Source organism: Avibacterium volantium, from assembly GCF_049366555.1.
Taxonomy (GTDB): Bacteria; Pseudomonadota; Gammaproteobacteria; order Enterobacterales; family Pasteurellaceae; genus Avibacterium; species Avibacterium volantium_A.
In genome coordinates this window covers 104,979-123,052 of record NZ_JBMMGT010000001.1, presented here as the reverse complement: position 1 = coordinate 123,052, position 18,074 = coordinate 104,979, and the positions used below count along the sequence as shown (strand labels likewise).

14 protein-coding genes, 2 pseudogenes and 1 riboswitch are annotated in these 18,074 nt (G+C 40.9%); of the genes and pseudogenes, 8 read left to right on the top strand and 8 right to left on the bottom strand.

The genetic code is table 11. The features are described 5' to 3' along the window. Positions 1-584, top strand: a pseudogene (locus tag ACLS0A_RS00560) (L-lactate dehydrogenase); the annotation flags it as partial. A 79-nt stretch (positions 585-663) separates the two neighbouring features. Here the strand turns inward: ACLS0A_RS00560 and ilvN are convergent. From ilvN to ACLS0A_RS00545, 3 genes are all read right to left on the bottom strand, one after another. Beyond that, positions 664-1,155, bottom strand: a complete 492-nt coding sequence (gene ilvN / locus ACLS0A_RS00555) for an acetolactate synthase small subunit (protein ID WP_017805703.1) — start codon at positions 1,153-1,155, stop codon at positions 664-666. Further along, positions 1,155-2,873, bottom strand: a complete 1,719-nt coding sequence (locus ACLS0A_RS00550; protein ID WP_416081987.1) for an acetolactate synthase 3 large subunit — start codon at positions 2,871-2,873, stop codon at positions 1,155-1,157. Before ACLS0A_RS00550 ends, ilvN begins: the two co-directional genes overlap by 1 nt. Before the next feature lie 268 nt (positions 2,874-3,141). Then, entirely contained in the window at positions 3,142-4,665 is a 1,524-nt protein-coding gene (locus tag ACLS0A_RS00545; RefSeq protein WP_115249785.1) for a Na+/H+ antiporter NhaC family protein, read from the bottom strand. Between the two features lie 96 nt (positions 4,666-4,761). Beyond that, positions 4,762-4,937, bottom strand: a riboswitch (Lysine riboswitch). Positions 4,938-5,213: 276 nt separating this feature from the next. On the opposite strand from ACLS0A_RS00545, the gene ACLS0A_RS00540 reads away from it, so the two are divergent. Both ACLS0A_RS00540 and purU read left to right on the top strand, forming a co-directional pair. Beyond that, on the top strand, positions 5,214-5,618 hold the full coding sequence (locus tag ACLS0A_RS00540) for an H-NS family nucleoid-associated regulatory protein (protein WP_103852949.1): 405 nt from the start codon (positions 5,214-5,216) through the stop codon (positions 5,616-5,618). A 71-nt stretch (positions 5,619-5,689) separates the two neighbouring features. After that, positions 5,690-6,526 (top strand): formyltetrahydrofolate deformylase, encoded by an 837-nt coding sequence (gene purU / locus ACLS0A_RS00535; RefSeq protein ID WP_416081986.1) that lies wholly within the window; start codon positions 5,690-5,692, stop codon positions 6,524-6,526. A 40-nt stretch (positions 6,527-6,566) separates the two neighbouring features. On the opposite strand, the gene ACLS0A_RS00530 is transcribed toward purU, so the two are convergent. Continuing rightward, positions 6,567-8,681 carry a TonB-dependent receptor gene (locus tag ACLS0A_RS00530; RefSeq protein WP_416081985.1) on the bottom strand — a complete coding sequence of 705 codons (2,115 nt, stop codon included), beginning with the start codon at positions 8,679-8,681 and terminating at the stop codon, positions 6,567-6,569. Positions 8,682-8,827: 146 nt separating this feature from the next. Between ACLS0A_RS00530 and ACLS0A_RS00525 the strand changes: the two genes are divergently transcribed. Next, positions 8,828-9,340, top strand: a complete 513-nt coding sequence (locus ACLS0A_RS00525) for a PepSY-associated TM helix domain-containing protein (RefSeq protein ID WP_416081984.1) — start codon at positions 8,828-8,830, stop codon at positions 9,338-9,340. Between the two features lie 64 nt (positions 9,341-9,404). Here the strand turns inward: ACLS0A_RS00525 and ACLS0A_RS00520 are convergent, their stop codons facing one another. Beyond that, complete coding sequence (locus ACLS0A_RS00520; protein WP_103855080.1) at positions 9,405-9,626, bottom strand: hypothetical protein; 222 nt, start codon at positions 9,624-9,626, stop codon at positions 9,405-9,407. A 334-nt stretch (positions 9,627-9,960) separates the two neighbouring features. On the opposite strand from ACLS0A_RS00520, the gene ACLS0A_RS00515 reads away from it, so the two are divergent. Next, on the top strand, positions 9,961-12,195 hold the full coding sequence (locus ACLS0A_RS00515; protein ID WP_416081983.1) for a nitric-oxide reductase large subunit: 2,235 nt from the start codon (positions 9,961-9,963) through the stop codon (positions 12,193-12,195). A gap of 146 nt (positions 12,196-12,341) precedes the next feature. On the opposite strand, the gene ACLS0A_RS00510 is transcribed toward ACLS0A_RS00515, so the two are convergent. After that, positions 12,342-12,968, bottom strand: a complete 627-nt coding sequence (locus ACLS0A_RS00510) for an NAD(P)-dependent oxidoreductase (protein WP_416081982.1) — start codon at positions 12,966-12,968, stop codon at positions 12,342-12,344. A 146-nt stretch (positions 12,969-13,114) separates the two neighbouring features. Between ACLS0A_RS00510 and ACLS0A_RS00505 the strand changes: the two genes are divergently transcribed. Then, positions 13,115-13,450 (top strand): winged helix-turn-helix transcriptional regulator, encoded by a 336-nt coding sequence (locus tag ACLS0A_RS00505; RefSeq protein ID WP_416081981.1) that lies wholly within the window; start codon positions 13,115-13,117, stop codon positions 13,448-13,450. 119 nt (positions 13,451-13,569) lie between these two features. On the opposite strand, the gene thrS is transcribed toward ACLS0A_RS00505, so the two are convergent. Both thrS and grxB read right to left on the bottom strand, forming a co-directional pair. Further along, positions 13,570-15,510: a threonine--tRNA ligase gene (thrS, locus tag ACLS0A_RS00500; RefSeq protein WP_416081980.1), complete on the bottom strand. Its 1,941-nt coding sequence runs from the start codon at positions 15,508-15,510 to the stop codon at positions 13,570-13,572. Between the two features lie 227 nt (positions 15,511-15,737). Next, the gene (gene grxB, locus ACLS0A_RS00495) at positions 15,738-16,388 is read right to left on the bottom strand and encodes a glutaredoxin 2 (RefSeq protein WP_416081979.1); all 651 of its coding nucleotides are present in this window, start codon (positions 16,386-16,388) and stop codon (positions 15,738-15,740) included. A 151-nt stretch (positions 16,389-16,539) separates the two neighbouring features. Here grxB and ACLS0A_RS00490 point away from each other — a divergent pair, with 151 nt between their 5' ends. Further along, complete coding sequence (locus ACLS0A_RS00490; RefSeq protein WP_416081978.1) at positions 16,540-17,409, top strand: fructosamine kinase family protein; 870 nt, start codon at positions 16,540-16,542, stop codon at positions 17,407-17,409. Continuing rightward, positions 17,406-18,053: pseudogene (hxpB, locus tag ACLS0A_RS00485) on the top strand (hexitol phosphatase HxpB). The gene ACLS0A_RS00490 and the pseudogene hxpB overlap by 4 nt, the downstream one beginning before the upstream one ends. The last annotated feature ends 21 nt before the right edge of the window (positions 18,054-18,074 follow it).

Sequence of the window (18,074 nt, the reverse complement as noted above, 5' to 3'; positions counted from 1 at the left end):
TTCTCACCCACTTTATTATTCGTAATACGAACTTCCCCGCTCACCGTGTGATTAGTGCAGGTTGTGTAGTGGATACGGCACGAATGATGAAAATTATTGCCGATAAAGTAAAAATCGATCCGAAAAACGTGTTCGGTTATGTGATGGGTGAACACGGTGCAAATAGTTTTATTCCTTGGAGTATCGTCAATATCGCTGGGCAAAAAATCGATGATTTTTGCCAGCAAAACGATGTACCGATGCTCGATCCACAAGAGCTACTCAAAGCCACCAAAGCCATTGGTTTAGAAGTGTTCAGCTTAAAACTTAACACCAACCACGCCATTGCGGCGAGCGTGTTCCGCATTATTCGCGCCATTAGTATTAATGAATATTCCGTCTTGCCCGTTGGCACAATGCTCAATGGCGAATACGGCTTAAACGATGTGGTGGTGAACGTGCCAATGGTCATCAGTAGCAAAGGAGTGGAGCGCATTTTGAAATACAAACTGCCTGCCGATGAGTTAGAACAACTTCACCAATGTGCCGCTGCCTTACGCCAAGTGGTTGAGCAAGTGGCTGAAAGCACAGGGTTGAAGTGTTAATAATGGATCAATAACATTGATTAAAAAAGTGCGGAAAAAACCACCGCACTTTATTTTTTACTGCTTTGCTACTCTACTCCTACAAACAATTTTTCTCGCCACGGGAAAGGCTGATCAAGCCTGAACGGACAATTTCAATCAGTGAGCTTTCTTCTTTTAACGCTTTCACAAAAGCATCAAGTTTGTCTTTCGTTCCCACTAATTGAATGGTGTAGGATTTGGTGGTTACGTCCACAATTTGCCCACGGAAGATTTCCGCTAAGCGTTTTAACTCATCACGAGAACTGCCTTGCGCACGCACTTTCACCAACATCACTTCACGCTCAACGTGTTCACAATCGCTTAGGCTGATCACTTTGAACACATCTACCAATTTATGCAGTTGCTTTTCAATTTGCTCTAGCACTTGCTCATCACCGTAAGCCTCAATGGTCATACGCGAAAGCGTAGGATCATCAGTGGGAGCAACTGTTAGGCTTTCAATATTAAAGGCACGTTGAGAGAATAAGCCCACTACGCGGGATAACGCCCCCGATTCATTTTCTAATAACACTGATAAAATTCTACGCATTAGGCTTTCTCCGGTTTAGTTAAAATCATTTCATTCATCGCACCGCCACGCACTTGCATTGGATAAACGTGTTCCGTTTCATCCACTTTAATATCAACAAACACTAATTTATCTTTAATAGCAAAAGCCTGTGCCAGCTTTTCTTCCAATTCTTCAGGGTGATCAATTTGAATGCCGACGTGTCCATAAGATTCGGCTAATTTCACAAAATCAGGCAGTGAATCCATATACGAGTGCGAATGACGCCCCGAATAAATCAAATCTTGCCATTGTTTTACCATTCCTAAGAAGCGATTATTTAGGCTAATAATCACCACAGGAATGCCATATTGCTGCGCCGTGGACAGCTCTTGAATATTCATTTGAATACTGCCGTCCCCCGTTACGCACACCACCGTTGCCTCTGGGTGAGCCAGTTTAACGCCTAACGCTGCAGGCAAGCCAAAGCCCATTGTGCCAAGCCCGCCTGAGTTAATCCAATGGCGAGGCTGATCAAAAGGATAATGCAACGCCGCAAACATTTGATGCTGTCCCACATCAGATGCCACATAAGCCTGACCTTTGGTTAAACGGTAAACCGTTTCGATCACTTGCTGGGGTTTAATCACGCCACTATTGCGATCAAAATCCAAGCATTTCACCGCTTTCCATTCATCAATTTGTTTCCACCAATCACTCAGATCCGCCTGAGATTTGGCTAAGTTATCTTCTTCTAATAAAGCTAACATTTCGTTTAACACATTTTCTGCGCTACCCACAATCGGAATTGCCGCTGGTACATTTTTAGAAATGGAGGTTGGGTCAATATCAATATGCACCACCTTGGCATTCGGGCAATATTTTTCCAAATTATTGGTGGTGCGATCATCAAAACGCACACCAATGGCGAAGATTAAATCACTGTGGTGCATTGCGTTGTTCGCTTCGTATGTGCCGTGCATTCCTAACATTCCTAAGAACTGTTTATCCGTGCTTGGAAATGCACCTAATCCCATTAAAGACGCAGTAACCGGCAAATTCAACTGCTTGCCAAATTGGCTAATTTGCTCGCTACAATTTGCTGTGATCGCACCGCCACCAAGGAAAAGCACCGGCTTTTTCGCCACCAATAAAGCTTTCAAGGCTTTTTTTATCTGCCCTTTATGCCCTTGCACAGTTGGATTATAAGAACGCAAGCTAATTTCTTGCGGATAGGTATAAGTATATTTATTAGCCGGATTTAACACATCTTTCGGCACATCAATCACCACTGGCCCCGGGCGACCTGTGGAGGCAATATAAAACGCCTTTTTGATCACTTCAGGCAAATCTTCTGCTCGTTTGACCAAAAAGCTATGTTTCACCACAGGACGAGAGATCCCCACCATATCGCATTCTTGGAACGCATCACTGCCGATTAAACCAGACATTACTTGTCCAGAAATCACCACCAAAGGCACAGAATCCATATACGCAGTGGCAATCCCTGTAATGGCATTGGTTGCCCCGGGGCCTGATGTGACTAACACACAGCCCACTTCCCCTGTGGAACGTGCATAGCCGTCTGCCATATGCACGGCGGCTTGCTCGTGGCGAACCAAAATATGCTCAATGCCGCCTAATGTGTGGATAGCATCATAAATATCCAACACCGAGCCACCGGGGTAGCCAAATACAAATTTTACGCCCTGATCACGCAAGGATTGCACAACCATTTCCGCACCTGATAATTTTTTCATTGTTACCTCGCAAAAATTTGCGGAATTTGCACCGCACTTCTGTTTTTTCATTAACGATGATTATTTGTAACGGATTGAGAATGGCTTGTCTAGCAAGATTTGAGTGAAAAGAGCGGTGATTTTTCAGAATAAATTTCTAAAAATTCTGCGAATTCGATATTTTATAAAATAAAATTCAGCCAAAAATAAAAAAATGCGACAATCCGCCGCATTTTATAAAATAAACGAAATAAAATTTTATTTCTAATTTTATGATCTAGATCACATTTTATCGTCTTTTAAATAAGAAAATCAGTGCAACCAAGGTGATTGCTGTGGCAATAAAGCCAAATACGCCTGATGCGGTGTAACCAACCACAAGATAGCCCACAATGGTTGCTGCGGCTAAGGTTAAGGCATAAGGTAACTGGGTGGTAACGTGATCCATATGGTTACATTTCGCCCCAGTGGAAGACAAAATGGTGGTATCGGAAACTGGTGAACAGTGGTCGCCACATACCGCCCCTGCCATTACGGCTGAAAGACAAGGCAACATTAATTCTGGTGCGGCATTGGCGGCAATGGCTGCAGCGATTGGCAACATAATGCCGAATGTTCCCCAGCTTGTTCCTGTTGAGAACGCCATTACTGCACCTAATACGAACAATAACGCAGGCAACACTGCCACAGGTAAATTACCAGAAACAAGGCTAGATAAATAAGTCCCTGTTTTCATATCGCCCACAACATTATTGATTGTCCAAGCGAAGAATAAAATCAAAATCGCACCAAGCATTGATTTCACGCCAACGATCCAAGATTTGGCGTATTCTGCAAAACTCACTTGACGATCAATTAAAATACAAAGGGTTGCCACAACGATTGAAGCACAGCCACCCACCACTAAAGAAATCCCTACCGTAGTGTTTTCAAATGCGCCTAATACAGAGAAAGGTTTGCCGTCCGCAGCGAGGGCTTCATTACCTGTGTGCAACATCATAAATACCGTTGCGCCAATTAAGGTAACGATAGGTAAAATCAAGTTGCGAACGTGGCCTTTCACGCCGTTTTGCTCATCTTGATCTTCTTCCGTTCTTTCAAGAGCGAGTTTTTCGTGTCTTGCCATTGAGCCAATGTCAAAAGAGAAATACGCCACGAAGAACACCATCAAGATAGAGAAAATCGCGTAGAAGTTCATCGCACTCATCGCCATAAATGCCCCGATTGGGGTGTAATCCGTAATGGCATAAGTAGCAAGCAAGCCTGAAATTAAGGTGATAATGTACGCGCCCCAACTTGAAACAGGCATAATAACACACATTGGCGCGGCGGTGGAATCCAAAATATAGGCTAATTTTGCACGAGAAACTTTGAATTTATCTGTAACAGGACGGGCAATCGCACCCACCGCAAGGCTATGGAAATAATCGTCAATAAAGGTAACAAAGACCAAAGAAGCCGCCATTAATTTCGCGCCACGGCGATTTTTAATACGCTTTTGCGCCCATTCCGCAAAGGCACGATTGCTACCTGATACCGTTAAAAGTGCGGTCAAAATTCCCAATAATAATAAGAATAAAATGATGTTGATGGTATCAAAGTTCCAACCGTCATCACCATATACCAAAGATTGCACGGTATTCTTTAAATAAATCGCTGTGTTGGCAATATTGAAATCTGCCAACATTAATGAGCCAATTAAAATACCAATGCTTAAGGATAAAATCACTTTACGCGTGAAAATCGCCAATAATAAGGCTAACAGGGGCGGGACAACCGACCAAATTGATGTGGAATAATCTAAGAGTTCCATTATTGTTCTACCTAAGAATAAGGGAGAACCACTGAAGTTTACTATTTTAAAGAAGGGTGAAAATTTAAAATAAAAAGGCAGGCACAATTACCCAACCTAACCAGTAGCGCTCCATAGTTGTTAAAAAGACTATGACAGTAACGTTTCTTTCGAAAACGCTCCCAACCAATTAAAACGACTTTTAATTGATTTCGGCAACTATTCCTTTCCTTTTTCCTCATCGTTATCCACTCAGAAAAAATACTTATAATAGTCGCTCCTCTACATAAGTAGGATCTCGCAAAGATTACAATAAGCAAGGAAAAATGCAAGCATTATCCATAAAAAAGCGATAACTTTTTATCTAAACATCATCTCACCGCACGCAAAGGATTGCGTTATACGAAAATGAAATTTATGTAAAAAACTTGGCAAAATAACACCGCACTTTTATAAAGGAAATAAAAAGAATGAACCATTAAATAACATTTGCTATTTACCTTGAATAATATTTTCGTTATTATAGCCACGTCCTTATTAATTTAATATCATACTTTGGGAGATTTAAAATGAGTGATTTATTAAGATCATTAAGAAATATTCGTAGTTTACGCGCTGTAGCAAAAAATCTAGATGTAGAACATTTAGAAGAAATCTTAGAAAAAGTAAAAACTGTACTTGAAGAAAAACGTGAAGAAGTGGCACAAGCTGCACAACAAGAAGCAGAAAGATTAAAATCCCTTGCTGAAGTGCATAATTTCTTAAAAGAAAAAGGAATTACACCTGAAGATTTAATTTCAGAGCAAACTGCAGCACCAAAAGCACCACGTCAAAAACGCCCTGCTCGCCCAGCGAAATATCAATTCACTGATGAAAATGGCAATGTAAAAACTTGGACAGGTCAAGGCAGAACACCTTCTATTATTCAACGCGCTTTAGATGCTGGAAAATCATTATCTGATTTTGAAATTTAATTCCTAAGAAAAGTAAAGCCCTTGGCTTTACTTTTTTTTTCATCTCAAAAAACCTTACCACACACAAAATTATGCGAGAAAATAAAATTCTTCTAACTGATTGTCCTGATGATAAAGGACTCATTTCAAAAATAACCAATATTTGTTATAAACACCAACTCAACATTATTCATAACAATGAGTTTGTCGATTTTGAAACAAAACATTTCTTTATGCGAACCGAATTGGAAGGAATTTTCAATGATGAAACCTTGCTTGCTGATTTAACATTTAGCCTACCAGCCGGAACAAATTGCCAATTAATTAGCACAAAAAGAAAACGCATTGTTATTTTAGTCACCAAAGAAGCCCATTGCCTTGGTGATATTTTAATGAAAAATTATTACGGTGGTTTAGATGTTGAAATCGCTGCCGTTATTGGTAATCACGATACCCTAAGAAATTTAGTGGAACGCTTTGATATTCCTTTTCATTGCATTAGCCACGAAGGATTAACCCGCGTTGAACACGATAAATTATTAGCGGAAAAAATCGATCAATATGCACCAGATTATATTGTGTTAGCAAAATATATGCGTGTATTAAATCCTGAATTTGTTGCCCATTATCCAAACCGAGTGATTAATATCCACCACTCTTTCTTGCCTGCCTTTATTGGCGCAAGACCTTATCATCAGGCTTATGAACGTGGGGTAAAAATTATTGGTGCAACTGCGCATTTTATTAATAATGAATTAGATCAAGGCCCAATTATTATGCAAAACGTAATTAATGTGGATCACACATACAGTGCTGATGCAATGATGCGTGCAGGGCGTGATGTGGAAAAAACCGTTCTCACCAAAGCCTTAGATCTCGCTTTACAAGATCGGATCTTTGTTTATAAAAACAAAACAATTATTCTCTAAAAAATAATGCGGTGCGTGAAACACCGCATTGCTTGATTAATTAAAAGGTATAAGTTAAACGTAAATTAAAGGAACGCGGATTACCCGGCATTGAATCGGAACGCCAATAAGCTTTATTCAATAAATTTGATACCGCCAAGGTGATATTCACAGGGTTCAAGTTATATCCCACCATCGCATCAACACGCGTAAAACTTGGCAGAACGGTTTGTTTATTGTTATTGAAATAATAACGTTTTCCTAAATGGGTTACTCCTGTTTCTAAATAGAGTTTTTCTGTTGGCACATAACGCACAAACAGGTTACTCGTGAAATTTCCCGTATTATTTAAAGTGCGGTTGTTATTTTGCGGATTTTGTTTATCTTCCTTAATTTTTGCAACCATCCAGCCTACTGAAGAACGGATATACCATTTCGGTGCGAGCTGCCCTAATAGGCTAAATTCCACACCTTTAGATTGATCTTTTCCACGCACCGCCCAAACATCAAGAATATCTTTATTAGGACGATAACGAATATTACGGCGTTCTAATTGATAAGCAGATAAGGTGGTACTTAAGGTTTTGTCAAACCAATCGCTCTTAATGCCCACTTCATATTGTTGATTATATTCGGGTGAGGCATTAAACACGTCTTTTTGATCGGTGCTAATCCCTAAATAGCCACGCCCTCCATAAGGTGAGAAACTACGGTTAAAGGAGGCATAAAGCGTATGTTCTGGTGTAACCTCCCACACAACGCCTACATTTGGGCTGAAAGAATGCCCTTTTGTATCACGGCGTTCTTGCTTAATATTTGTGGAGTTAAAACGATAAAAATCGTAACGCCCGCCTAATAGCACTTTTACGTTATCGGTTAATGAAATTAAATCCTGTACAAAAATACCTGCACTATACGCTTTATGGCGATTATCTGTCGTCGCATTTGGGTGCTGACGAGCTGGCCATTGATGTCGGCTGAGAAAAGGATCAATTTCTTGATTACGCAAAACAGCCAAAATAGGGTGGCGTTCTTCCTGACTATAATCCAGCCCAATGGTGACTTTATGCTTAAAGTGAGCGGTGTCAAATTCACCATTAAAGGTAATATTATTGGTCAATGTTTTATTTCGTGTTTTTTGCCACGCATAGCTTTGCTTTAACGTTTTATCCGTTGCAGAATAAGTTCCTGCAAAATAATGATCAAAATCCTGATCTGCTTGACGATAAGCAAGCTGCCAATTTACCAACCACTGATCATTAATAAAATATTTGAGATCCGAACGCCAAACTTGCAATGTATCATCGACATAGTCCCCATCACGGAAAAAACTATTGCGATAGCCTATTCCCATTTCATCATAAACAGATTTAGTAGGATTGCGATCTGGAATACGGCATTGATAATCGTAGGTATATTGCCCAACCCATTGTAGCCGCCCATCATCACTTTGTAGGCTAATGCTTGGCGAAAACATTCTCCCTTTATTTCTAACCCCATAGCGATAAGCCTCTGCCGCAGAAAGCTCACTAGTTAAACGAACGGCAACATTTTCGTTAATTTTTTGGTTCACATCTAAATTTACACTGCGGCTATTCCAAGAACCATAGGTTACGCCAATATTTCTGCTGGTTGTAAAATTAGCAAATTTACTGACCATATTAATCACGCCACCGCCATTACTGCGTCCATATAAAATTGACGATGGACCTTTTAAAATCTCAACCCGTTCAATATTCGCAGTGCTACGGCGAACTTGCCCGCTTTCACGAATCCCATCACGATAAATATCGCTCGCATCAGCTTGAAAACCACGCAAGTAAATATTTTCACCACGCATATCATAGGTGGCATCAATCCCCGCATTTCCCTCTAAAATAGAACTCAAATCATTGGTTCCATAATTTTTATTTTTCTGAATGTTAATCACATCAACAGTCTGTGGCATTTCTTTGATCGTAAGAAGATTGCGTGTTGCCTGTGCTTCTTCATACCCCACATAGCCCTTTGTGTTGGCTGTTTCCTGCGCGGTAACAACATCAATCGTTGGTAACACGGCCATATACTCTGTTGATGAAGAAATTTCCTCCGCATATAACACCTTACTAGAACAAACACTTATAACTAAAAGTGCGGTCGTTTTTAAAGGAAAATTTAGAGGGCAAGCTAGTTTCATAAAATTAGAACTCCTTATCTATTGAACAACAGTCCCTATTCTATTGATAATAATTATTAAATCAACAAATAATAATTATTTTCATTTACATAATAGAGAAAATTTCTATATAATCACCGCATCTTTAACCTCCAACCAACATACAAATGAGCAAAACAACAGCAAAATGGATGCGGATTTTGCATCGCTATTTCGGATTTTTATTATTAGTCATTATGTCGATTTATGCCCTGACTGGCATCGTGTTGATTTATCGAGATACCAATATTTTCAAACGTTCAGTCTATATCGAAAAAACCATTTCCCCCCAACTCACTGAACAACAGCTTGGGCAGAAATTACGCATAAAAAATTTATTGATTAGCGAGAAAAAAGATGACGTGCTTTATTTTAAGCAAGGGGAATACCACAGCAAAACGGGGGAAGTAAAATATCACACAATGGAATACCCAAGCTGGCTCGCTGAACTAAATCGCCTACACTTAGGCAATTCGCAATATCCCTATTCTTGGCTCACTACCCTTTTCGGCATTTCTCTGCTCTTTTTCTGCATAAGCTCCCTATGGCTTATCCCAGGCTCAAAGAAAATGCTAAAACGTAGCCTATGGTTTATCCTGGCCGGTGCAGTAATAGCTATGGTTGTTATTTTGACGGATTAGATTTAACCCTAACTTATTATGAAATATAAAAAAACCTGCTTATTCTCACAAGCAGGTTTTATTCTTAGCTCACCACATAAGGAATGTTGGTGATGCCTGATTCAGCTAAAGCAGCAATGACATCAGGAGCTTCCACATTCTCACCAAAAACAGCAACGACTTCTGCTACATCTTCACCTTTTTGCTTAGTTTCTTCAGCAGACAACGCACCGATATTGAGTAATTCTGACACTAAATCATGGGCAAAAATGCGAGTTGTTGTAAAAGTAATAGTTAAGTTACTCATAAAAATTTCCTTTGTAAATAATAAATCAAACAATGGCCTGTGCTATTGCTACGTTAGCAATTTTAGCATTATCTCCTTATAACAAGCGATAAATATTTTTGAAATTTATTGGGATTTTTAACCGCACCTTATTTCCCGTTATTCTTACTTCTTAAAAAGGAAGAAACTTCTGACAAAATTTGATCTAAGACAAAGAAATGCCATTTTACTCTGCATAGTAAAAAATACTTGATAAAATTAGTAAGGTATTAATTCGTACTGTCATATGGATATCATTCGACAGTATTTTTCTGAGCTGCAAATGCTCTATTTACTTAAACTATGGAGATCTATTATGGGGCAATACAAAAAGCTCTGGTACACCTTGATTGTGGTGCTTATCGGCGCATTTTCTATTCTCGGTTATTTTGGAGTGGATATTTATCGTGAAGCACCACCCATTCCAGAAAAATATGTCAATGCCAATCGCGAAACCTTGATAACTAAACAAGATATTTTGCAAGGCCAAACGGCGTGGCAAACAACTGGGGGAATGCAACTTGGTTCAATTTGGGGACACGGTGCTTACCAGGCACCCGACTGGACGGCAGACTGGTTACACCGAGAACTCACCAATTGGTTAGACATTACCGCACAAAAAGAATTTGGTAAAAATTTTGATGCTTTAGATGATGATCAAAAGGCTGTATTACAATCTCGCTTAACCCGCGAATATCGTGGTAGCAAAGTTGAAAATGGTGCGGTGCAATTATCTGATACTCGTCAGCAAGCTATTGAAAAAACAGCACAATATTATATTTCCTTATACGGTGATGATCCTCAATTTAAACTCACCCGCGATCACTTTGCGATGAAAGATAACACCCTGCCAGCGTTATCGGATCGTCAAGATTTAACCAAGTTTTTCTTCTGGACGGCTTGGACTGCTTCGGCTAATCGTCCAAATACAGATGCCACTTACACCAATAACTGGCCGCACGAACCACTCATTAATAATGTGCCAACGGCAGAAAATATTATGTGGTCAATTGCCAGTATCGTTTTCTTAATCCTAGGGATTGGAATGATGGTTTGGGTATGGGCATTCAAGAAAAAAGAAGATGAAAAAGATCCAACACCAGATGTGGTTGATCCGCTCACTAAAATTCAGCTTACCCCTTCACAAAAGGCCTTGGGTAAATATCTATTCACTGTAGTCGCATTATTCATTGCACAAGTTACTTTTGGTACAATCGTAGCCCACTATACGGTAGAAGGACAAGATTTCTACGGTATTCCACTTTCTGAATATTTACCTTATTCCTTAATTCGCACTTGGCACGTTCAAAGTGCATTATTCTGGATCGCAATGGCATTCTTAGCTGGCGGCTTATTCCTTGCACCAATTATCAATGGCGGCAAAGATCCAAAATATCAAAAACTCGGTGTCGATATTCTATTTTGGGCGCTAGTTGTCTTGGTTGTGGGATCATTTACTGGTAGCTATTTAGCAATTGCTCACCAAATTCCAAAAGAACTGAGCTTTATGTTCGGTCATCAAGGCTATGAATTTATCGATCTCGGACGTTTCTGGCAAGCAGTAAAATATGCAGGTATTTTATTCTGGCTAATCCTAATGCTACGCGGCACTATCAATGCCTTTAAACAACCTGGCGATAAAAACCTACTCGCCTTGTTCTTTGCTTCTGTTATCGCCATTGGTTTATTCTATGGCCCGGCCTTATTCTATGGCGAACACACTCATTTATCTGTGATGGAATATTGGCGCTGGTGGGTAGTACACCTTTGGGTTGAAGGCTTCTTTGAAGTATTCTCTGTGGCGGCACTTTCCTTTATTTTTGTCAGCTTAGGCTTAGTTTCACGCCGCACTGCAACAGTTTCCACTATTGCGTCAGCATCAATCTTCTTAATTGGAGGTATTCCTGGCACATTCCACCACCTGTATTTTGCCGGGGCTACCACACCAATTATCGCCGTTGGCGCATCGTTCTCCGCGTTAGAAGTTGTACCGCTTGTGTTACTCGGTTATGAAGCCTGGGAGCATTGGTCAATGCAACAAAAAGCGCCTTGGATGGAACGCTTAAAATGGCCAATTTACTGCTTTGTCGCCGTGGCATTTTGGAATATGTTAGGCGCTGGCGTATTTGGTTTCTTAATCAATCCACCTATCTCGCTTTACTATGTCCAAGGGCTAAACACAACGGCAGTACACGCACACGCTGCGTTATTTGGGGTTTATGGCTTCCTTGCTCTTGGCTTTGTTTTTCTCATCGTGCGTTACTTACGTCCAAGTATTCAATTTGATGACAAACTGATGAAATTTGGTTTCTGGAGTTTAAATATCGGCTTAGTCGTGATGATTATTTCAAGCCTTTTACCAATCGGCGTAATTCAAGCGCACGCCAATATGGTACACGGTTTATGGTATGCACGCGGTGAAGAATTTATGCAGCAAGATCTTTTCGTTACCCTACGCTGGGTGCGTATCCTAGGCGATGTAATTTTCGGCTTAGGCGCGCTTGCCTTCTTCTGGCAAATGGTGAAAATGGTTTTTGCAAGACAGAAATAATCCATATATCAAATAAAAATCCTCACTGATATGTGGGGATTTTTTAGGCTTCGTTTATACAAAAATTGTAAAAAATAAGTGCGGTGAAAAATTCCAAAATTTTTTACCGCACTTTGTTTTTTTAAGGGTTCTACGTTTTCAGAAACTTACGATAACACCGAAATACGTTCGCGAATGTGTTTGCCATTCAATGCTTCATCAATCATCGCAATGGCATAATCGGCATAGCTCACATAGCTTTCGCCTTTTTCATTTACACTGAACACTTCTCCAGCCAATCGGTATGCGCCTGTTTTTGTCCCTTCAGGATCGAACACCGCTGCTGGGCTAAGATAAGTCCATTGCACATCATCACGCTTACGCAATTCTGCCAGTGCCTGTGCCATTGCTTGAGCTAAAGGTTTATATTCCGCAGGGAAATCTGGCGTATCAACAAGTTGTACGGCTAGGCTAGCATCTGTATAAAGGCTACCTGCTCCGCCTACAACAAGCAAACGTACCTTTGTTCCCACCAAAATATCACATAAATGGGCAAGCGATGTGCTATGTTGTGGTAAAGTTTCTGGTGTCCACGCAGCAAAAGCATCAATTACCACATCAAAGCCTGCAAGATCTGCTTTGGTTAAATCAAACAAATCTTTTTTAAGCACCTTTTGTGCCGCGCTGTGATTTTCACCGCGTACCACTGCGGTAACATCTAAACCACGCGCTACTGCTTCAGCTACGATCAAACGCCCTGCTTTTCCATTTGCACCAATTACTGCGACTTTCATTTTTTTCTCCTGTTTAATGATAAAAATTGTGGTATCTCGTTTTTGTTGAGCGTGATAATATCCCCCTAGCAAATAAAAAGAAAGTAAGCACCAAAACGTGCAGTAGTTACCTTTAAGAGACTTATATTGAAAAATAAGGAAAAATTGTGAAAGAAAAAGAGAAAAAATTACCTGATTGTGAAGTAGAAATTACCTTAATGATGATGAGTGAACGTTGGCGTGTGTTGATTATTCGTGAATTATTATCTGGCACAAAGCGTTTTGGTGAATTGAAAAAAACCTTAACTGGCATTTCGCAAAAAGTGCTAACGGCGAATTTAAGGGCAATGGAAACCCAAGGATTATTAACGCGAAAAGTCTATGCAGAAGTGCCACCAAGGGTGGAATACACCCTGACAGAAGACAGTAAAAGCTTAAAAAGTGTGCTGACTGCAATGGCGGCGTGGGGTGAGAATTATCGTCAAAAATATCAAGAGAAATAAAATCTGGAAAAAATCACCGCACTTATTAAAAACGCCCCTTAAAAGTGCGGTGATTTTTCGGTAGTTTTTTATTACAAAATAAAAGCGAGCATTTAGCTCGCTTTCTTATTTTTTGTGAATTAATCTTGTCCAAGCTCACCAAGCAATTTTAACTCTCGGTTTTTCACTTGGTTTTTCAGAATTTCGGTGAATTCTGCCACGGTGAACGTGCCTAAATCTGCACCTTTACGGGTACGCACGGCGATTTTGCCCTCGGCAATTTCTTTATCACCGCATACCAACATATAAGGCACACGTTTTAAGGTGTGTTCACGGATTTTAAAACCAATTTTTTCGTTGCGTAAATCCGCTTTGGCACGCAAGCCTGCGTCAGAAAGAGCTTTCACCACGTCTTTCACATAATCCGCCTGGCTGTCGGTAATGTTCATCACCACCGCTTGGGTTGGTGCAAGCCAAGGTGGGAAGAAACCTGCGTAATCTTCGGTGATAATGCCGATAAAACGCTCTAATGAACCTAAAATCGCACGGTGGATCATCACTGGCGTTTTGCGATCATTATCTTCTGCCACATAAGAGGCATTTAAGCGACCTGGTAAGGCAAAATCAAGCTGAATTGTGCCGCATTGCCATTCACGATCAAGGCTATCACGCAGGGCAAATTCAATTTTCGGCCCATAGAATGCCCCTTCGCCCTCTTGAATTTCATAATCTAAGCCATTGTGCTTTAACGCATTGGCTAAGCCCTGCTCTGCTCTGTCCCACATTTCATCAGAACCGATACGTTTTTCTGGACGAGTAGAAAGTTTTACCTGAATATTGTTGAAACCAAAGGTGCTGTAAATATCGTAAACCATACGGATACAGCTAGTTACTTCGCTTTCAATTTGATCTTCGGTACAGAAAATATGCGCGTCATCTTGAGTAAAACCGCGTACACGCATTAAACCGTGCAATGACCCCGATGGCTCATTACGGTGGCACGAGCCAAATTCCGCCATACGAATTGGCAGATCACGATACGATTTCAAGCCTTGGTTGAAAATTTGCACGTGTCCAGGGCAGTTCATTGGCTTGATAGCATATTCACGGTTTTCTGATGAAGTTGTGAACATTAAATCGCCGTAGTTTTGCCAGTGGCCTGTTTTTTCCCATAACACGCGGTCCATCATAAATGGGCCTTTCACTTCTTGGTAATCGTACTCTTTCAATTTAGTACGCACGAAGGTTTCCAGCTCACGGAAAATCGTCCAGCCGTCATTGTGCCAGAACACCATACCTGGTGCTTCTTCTTGCATATGATAAAGATCGAGGGCTTTACCAATTTTACGGTGATCGCGTTTTGCCGCTTCTTCTAAACGTTGCAAATAGGCCGCCAATTGTTTTTTATCCGCCCACGCTGTGCCGTAAATACGCTGTAACATCTTGTTTTTGCTGTCGCCACGCCAGTATGCACCCGCCACTTTTTGTAATTTAAAGTTATGACAAAAACGCATATTTGGCACGTGCGGCCCACGACACATATCAATATATTCTTGGTGATGATAAAGCGCTGGCGTTGCGGTTTTTTCGATATTCTCATCTAAAATCGCCATTTTGTACGGCTCGCCACGCTGTTCAAACGTATCTCTTGCTTCTTGCCAACTTACTCGTTTTTTCACCACGTCATAGTTGGTTTTTGCCAGCTCGTGCATTCTTTTTTCAATGGCATCAAGATCTTCTTGCGTTAAAGAGCGGTCTAAATCCACGTCATAATAGAAACCGTTTTCAATGGTTGGCCCGATTGCCATTTTCACATCAGGGAAAAGCTGTTTAATCGCGTGTCCTAACAAATGCGCGCAAGAGTGGCGAATAATTTCTAATCCGTCTTCATCTTTTGCGGTGATGATTTCTAACGTTGCATCATCTTCGATCAAATCGCAGGCATCACGGCGTTCACCGTTCACACGCCCCGCGATAGTGGCTTTGGCTAGCCCCGCACCAATATCTTGTGCCACTTCAAGCACAGTAACAGGTTTATCAAATTGGCGCTGTGAGCCATCGGGTAAAGTAATAATTGGCATATTAAATCCTTATACAGTGGTTACCCATACGAGAGGTAACTTGTTGATTAAAATAAAAATAAAGTAAAAAAGCACCGCACTTTGTTATACCTACAATGTATTTTTCGCACCGTGCTTTATAGATTATCGAATTGCTTTTGCAATGACTTTCGATGCAAGCCCGTGATCATACGCTATTTTGCGCTGAAAACCAACTTTCTGTCCCATTTTACTGGGCTTTTTGTGGGTTAAACCGCTTTATCGAAATATAATTCCACTTGGGATAATTTTGCCATTGTTTCCACATAGGCTTTCACTTTCGGCGGGAACACAAGCCCTTTCACGCAAGTGAGGTTACGCAGCATTGGGAAAAGCAAAATATCTTCCATAGAAAGCTGATCATTTGCGCCATTTTCTGACAAAATCAAATACTCAAGTGCGGTGAAATCTTGCTGTAATTTTTCGATATATTGGGCGGAATTTGCCAGATTTTCGGCGAAATCACCAATACTTTCAGTTTTCTTTTTAACGAAATAATCCACCGCACTTTGGGTAGCAAATTCAGGTAAGCCTAATTTCACAAAACGTGGTAATAAAAGATGATTATAATAACGGCTCACGGCCTGCATCCACGCTTGCAGATCGGTACGCACATCATCATCTGGCAACAGCAAATCGCCATAATTTTGATCCATATAATGGACAATATCCAAACTTTCTGGCATTGCCGTGCCGTCTTCTTTAATCAAAATTGGGGCCATTTTTTTGCCGATGAGCGCGACTGGCGTGGCTTCTTCATCACTCAATAACACTTGCTCTTCCACTGGCAAATTTTTCAAGCCAAAAATCATTCTGGCTCGCACGCAGAATGGACAATGATCATAAACATATAATTTCATTTTTGCTCCTTACTAAACAATTTAAGCGAATAGACGCTACCTTACCGCAAATTTTTCTCTCCGCAAATAAAAAACTTGAAGTTCATCACAGATTATTTTGCCCATTTCCTTTATGATCAAGGCGTGGCGCAAGTTGAATATGGGGGGACTTATGTGGAAATCAATTTCTCAAGTTTTAGCCGAACATCTTGGTGCATATTATTTTATCAAGCAAAAACGCAAAGTGCATACTGGCGAAATGCACGAAGCTTGGATTATTGATGATGGAATCCAGCCCGTTTTTGTAAAAATTAATGAAAAATCCTACCGCTCTATGTTTCGTGCTGAAGCCGATCAGCTGGAATTACTAGCCAAAACAGGGACGATTCAAGTACCGCAAGTTTACGGCGTAGGCTGTTCACAAAACCACAGTTTTCTACTGCTAGAAGCCCTTCCATTCAGCGAACCTAACGCGCAATCAATGGCACAATTTGGCGCGCAATTAGCCAACTTGCACCAATGGGGCAATGCCGAGCATTACGGACTCGATTTTGACACTTGGCTAGGGCCGGTTTATCAGCCAAATGGTTGGTCGGATAATTGGGCGAAATTTTTCAGCGAACAACGCATTGGCTGGCAATTACAGATCTGTAAAGAGAAAGGGCTAGAATTTGCTAATATTGATGAACTGGTTTCATTAGTCGCCCACCGTTTAGCCAAACATCAGCCTAAACCGTCCTTATTGCACGGCAATCTTTGGATTGAAAACTGTGCGATGGTAAATCACCAACCATTCACCTACGATCCCGCCTGCTACTGGGGTGATCGTGAATGTGATCTCGCTTTTAGCGAATTATTCCAGCCATTTACGGAGCAATTTTATCAAAATTATCACCGCACTTTGCCGATTGATGAAGGCTATGCGCAACGCAAACCGCTTTATCAGCTTTATTATTTGTTAAATTTTAGTCATCGTTTTTCTGCTCATTATGTGGCGCTCACCAAAGCGATCATTGAAAAAATACTCAAGGGGAATCTATGAAATTTCAAGCAGTAATCTTCGATATGGACGGTGTTCTGATTGATTCCGAACCTTTTTGGAAACAAGCGGGCGTGGAAGTATTTGGGCAAATTGGTATTCCTGTTAGCTTGCAAGAAATGCAAGAACTCACAGGAATGCCTGCGGCTGGTATTATCAAAACGGTTTATCAACGCTATCAAAAAACACCTGTTCCTGTTGAAGAAATGGTAAAACGAATGAATGACTGAGCCATTTCAATGATTTTAGAAAATAAGCCATTAATGCCAAACGTGCCAGAAACCCTTGAAAAACTCACCGCACTTGGTTGTAAGCTGGCGGTTGCTTCCGCTTCGCCACGTTATTTATTGGAACAAATCACCGAACGCTGCGGCATTGCGTCTTATTTCCAATATCTCTCCTCTGCCACAGAATTGGATTACAACAAACCACACCCGCAGGTTTATTTACACGCAGCCCATCAATTAGGTGTTGAGCCCCAAGCCTGTTTAGGCATTGAAGATTCGGTGCTAGGAATGACTGCGGTAAAAGCCGCGTCAATGCGCTGCGCTGTTATCCCTGCCCCCGTTGAACGCACTGATCCGCGTTGGGCATTAGCGGATTATCAACTAGAACAGCTAGCTCAAATTCCTGAGATTTGTGCATAAAAAAGTGCGGTATTTTTCACC

Bases quoted from the DNA above. Each gene is read 5' to 3' on its own strand.
- purU (WP_416081986.1), top strand. From the start codon at position 5,690: ATGCGAGAAAATAAAATTCTTCTAACTGATTGTCCTGATGATAAAGGA.
- grxB (WP_416081979.1), bottom strand. From the start codon at position 16,388: ATGAAATTATATGTTTATGATCATTGTCCATTCTGCGTGCGAGCCAGA.
- ACLS0A_RS00510 (WP_416081982.1), bottom strand. From the start codon at position 12,968: ATGAAAGTCGCAGTAATTGGTGCAAATGGAAAAGCAGGGCGTTTGATC.
- ACLS0A_RS00515 (WP_416081983.1), top strand. From the start codon at position 9,961: ATGGGGCAATACAAAAAGCTCTGGTACACCTTGATTGTGGTGCTTATC.
- ACLS0A_RS00490 (WP_416081978.1), top strand. From the start codon at position 16,540: ATGTGGAAATCAATTTCTCAAGTTTTAGCCGAACATCTTGGTGCATAT.
- thrS (WP_416081980.1), bottom strand. From the start codon at position 15,510: ATGCCAATTATTACTTTACCCGATGGCTCACAGCGCCAATTTGATAAA.
- ACLS0A_RS00520 (WP_103855080.1), bottom strand. From the start codon at position 9,626: ATGAGTAACTTAACTATTACTTTTACAACAACTCGCATTTTTGCCCAT.
- ACLS0A_RS00545 (WP_115249785.1), bottom strand. From the start codon at position 4,665: ATGGAACTCTTAGATTATTCCACATCAATTTGGTCGGTTGTCCCGCCC.
- ACLS0A_RS00540 (WP_103852949.1), top strand. From the start codon at position 5,214: ATGAGTGATTTATTAAGATCATTAAGAAATATTCGTAGTTTACGCGCT.
- ilvN (WP_017805703.1), bottom strand. From the start codon at position 1,155: ATGCGTAGAATTTTATCAGTGTTATTAGAAAATGAATCGGGGGCGTTA.
- ACLS0A_RS00525 (WP_416081984.1), top strand. From the start codon at position 8,828: ATGAGCAAAACAACAGCAAAATGGATGCGGATTTTGCATCGCTATTTC.
- ACLS0A_RS00530 (WP_416081985.1), bottom strand. From the start codon at position 8,681: ATGAAACTAGCTTGCCCTCTAAATTTTCCTTTAAAAACGACCGCACTT.
- ACLS0A_RS00550 (WP_416081987.1), bottom strand. From the start codon at position 2,873: ATGAAAAAATTATCAGGTGCGGAAATGGTTGTGCAATCCTTGCGTGAT.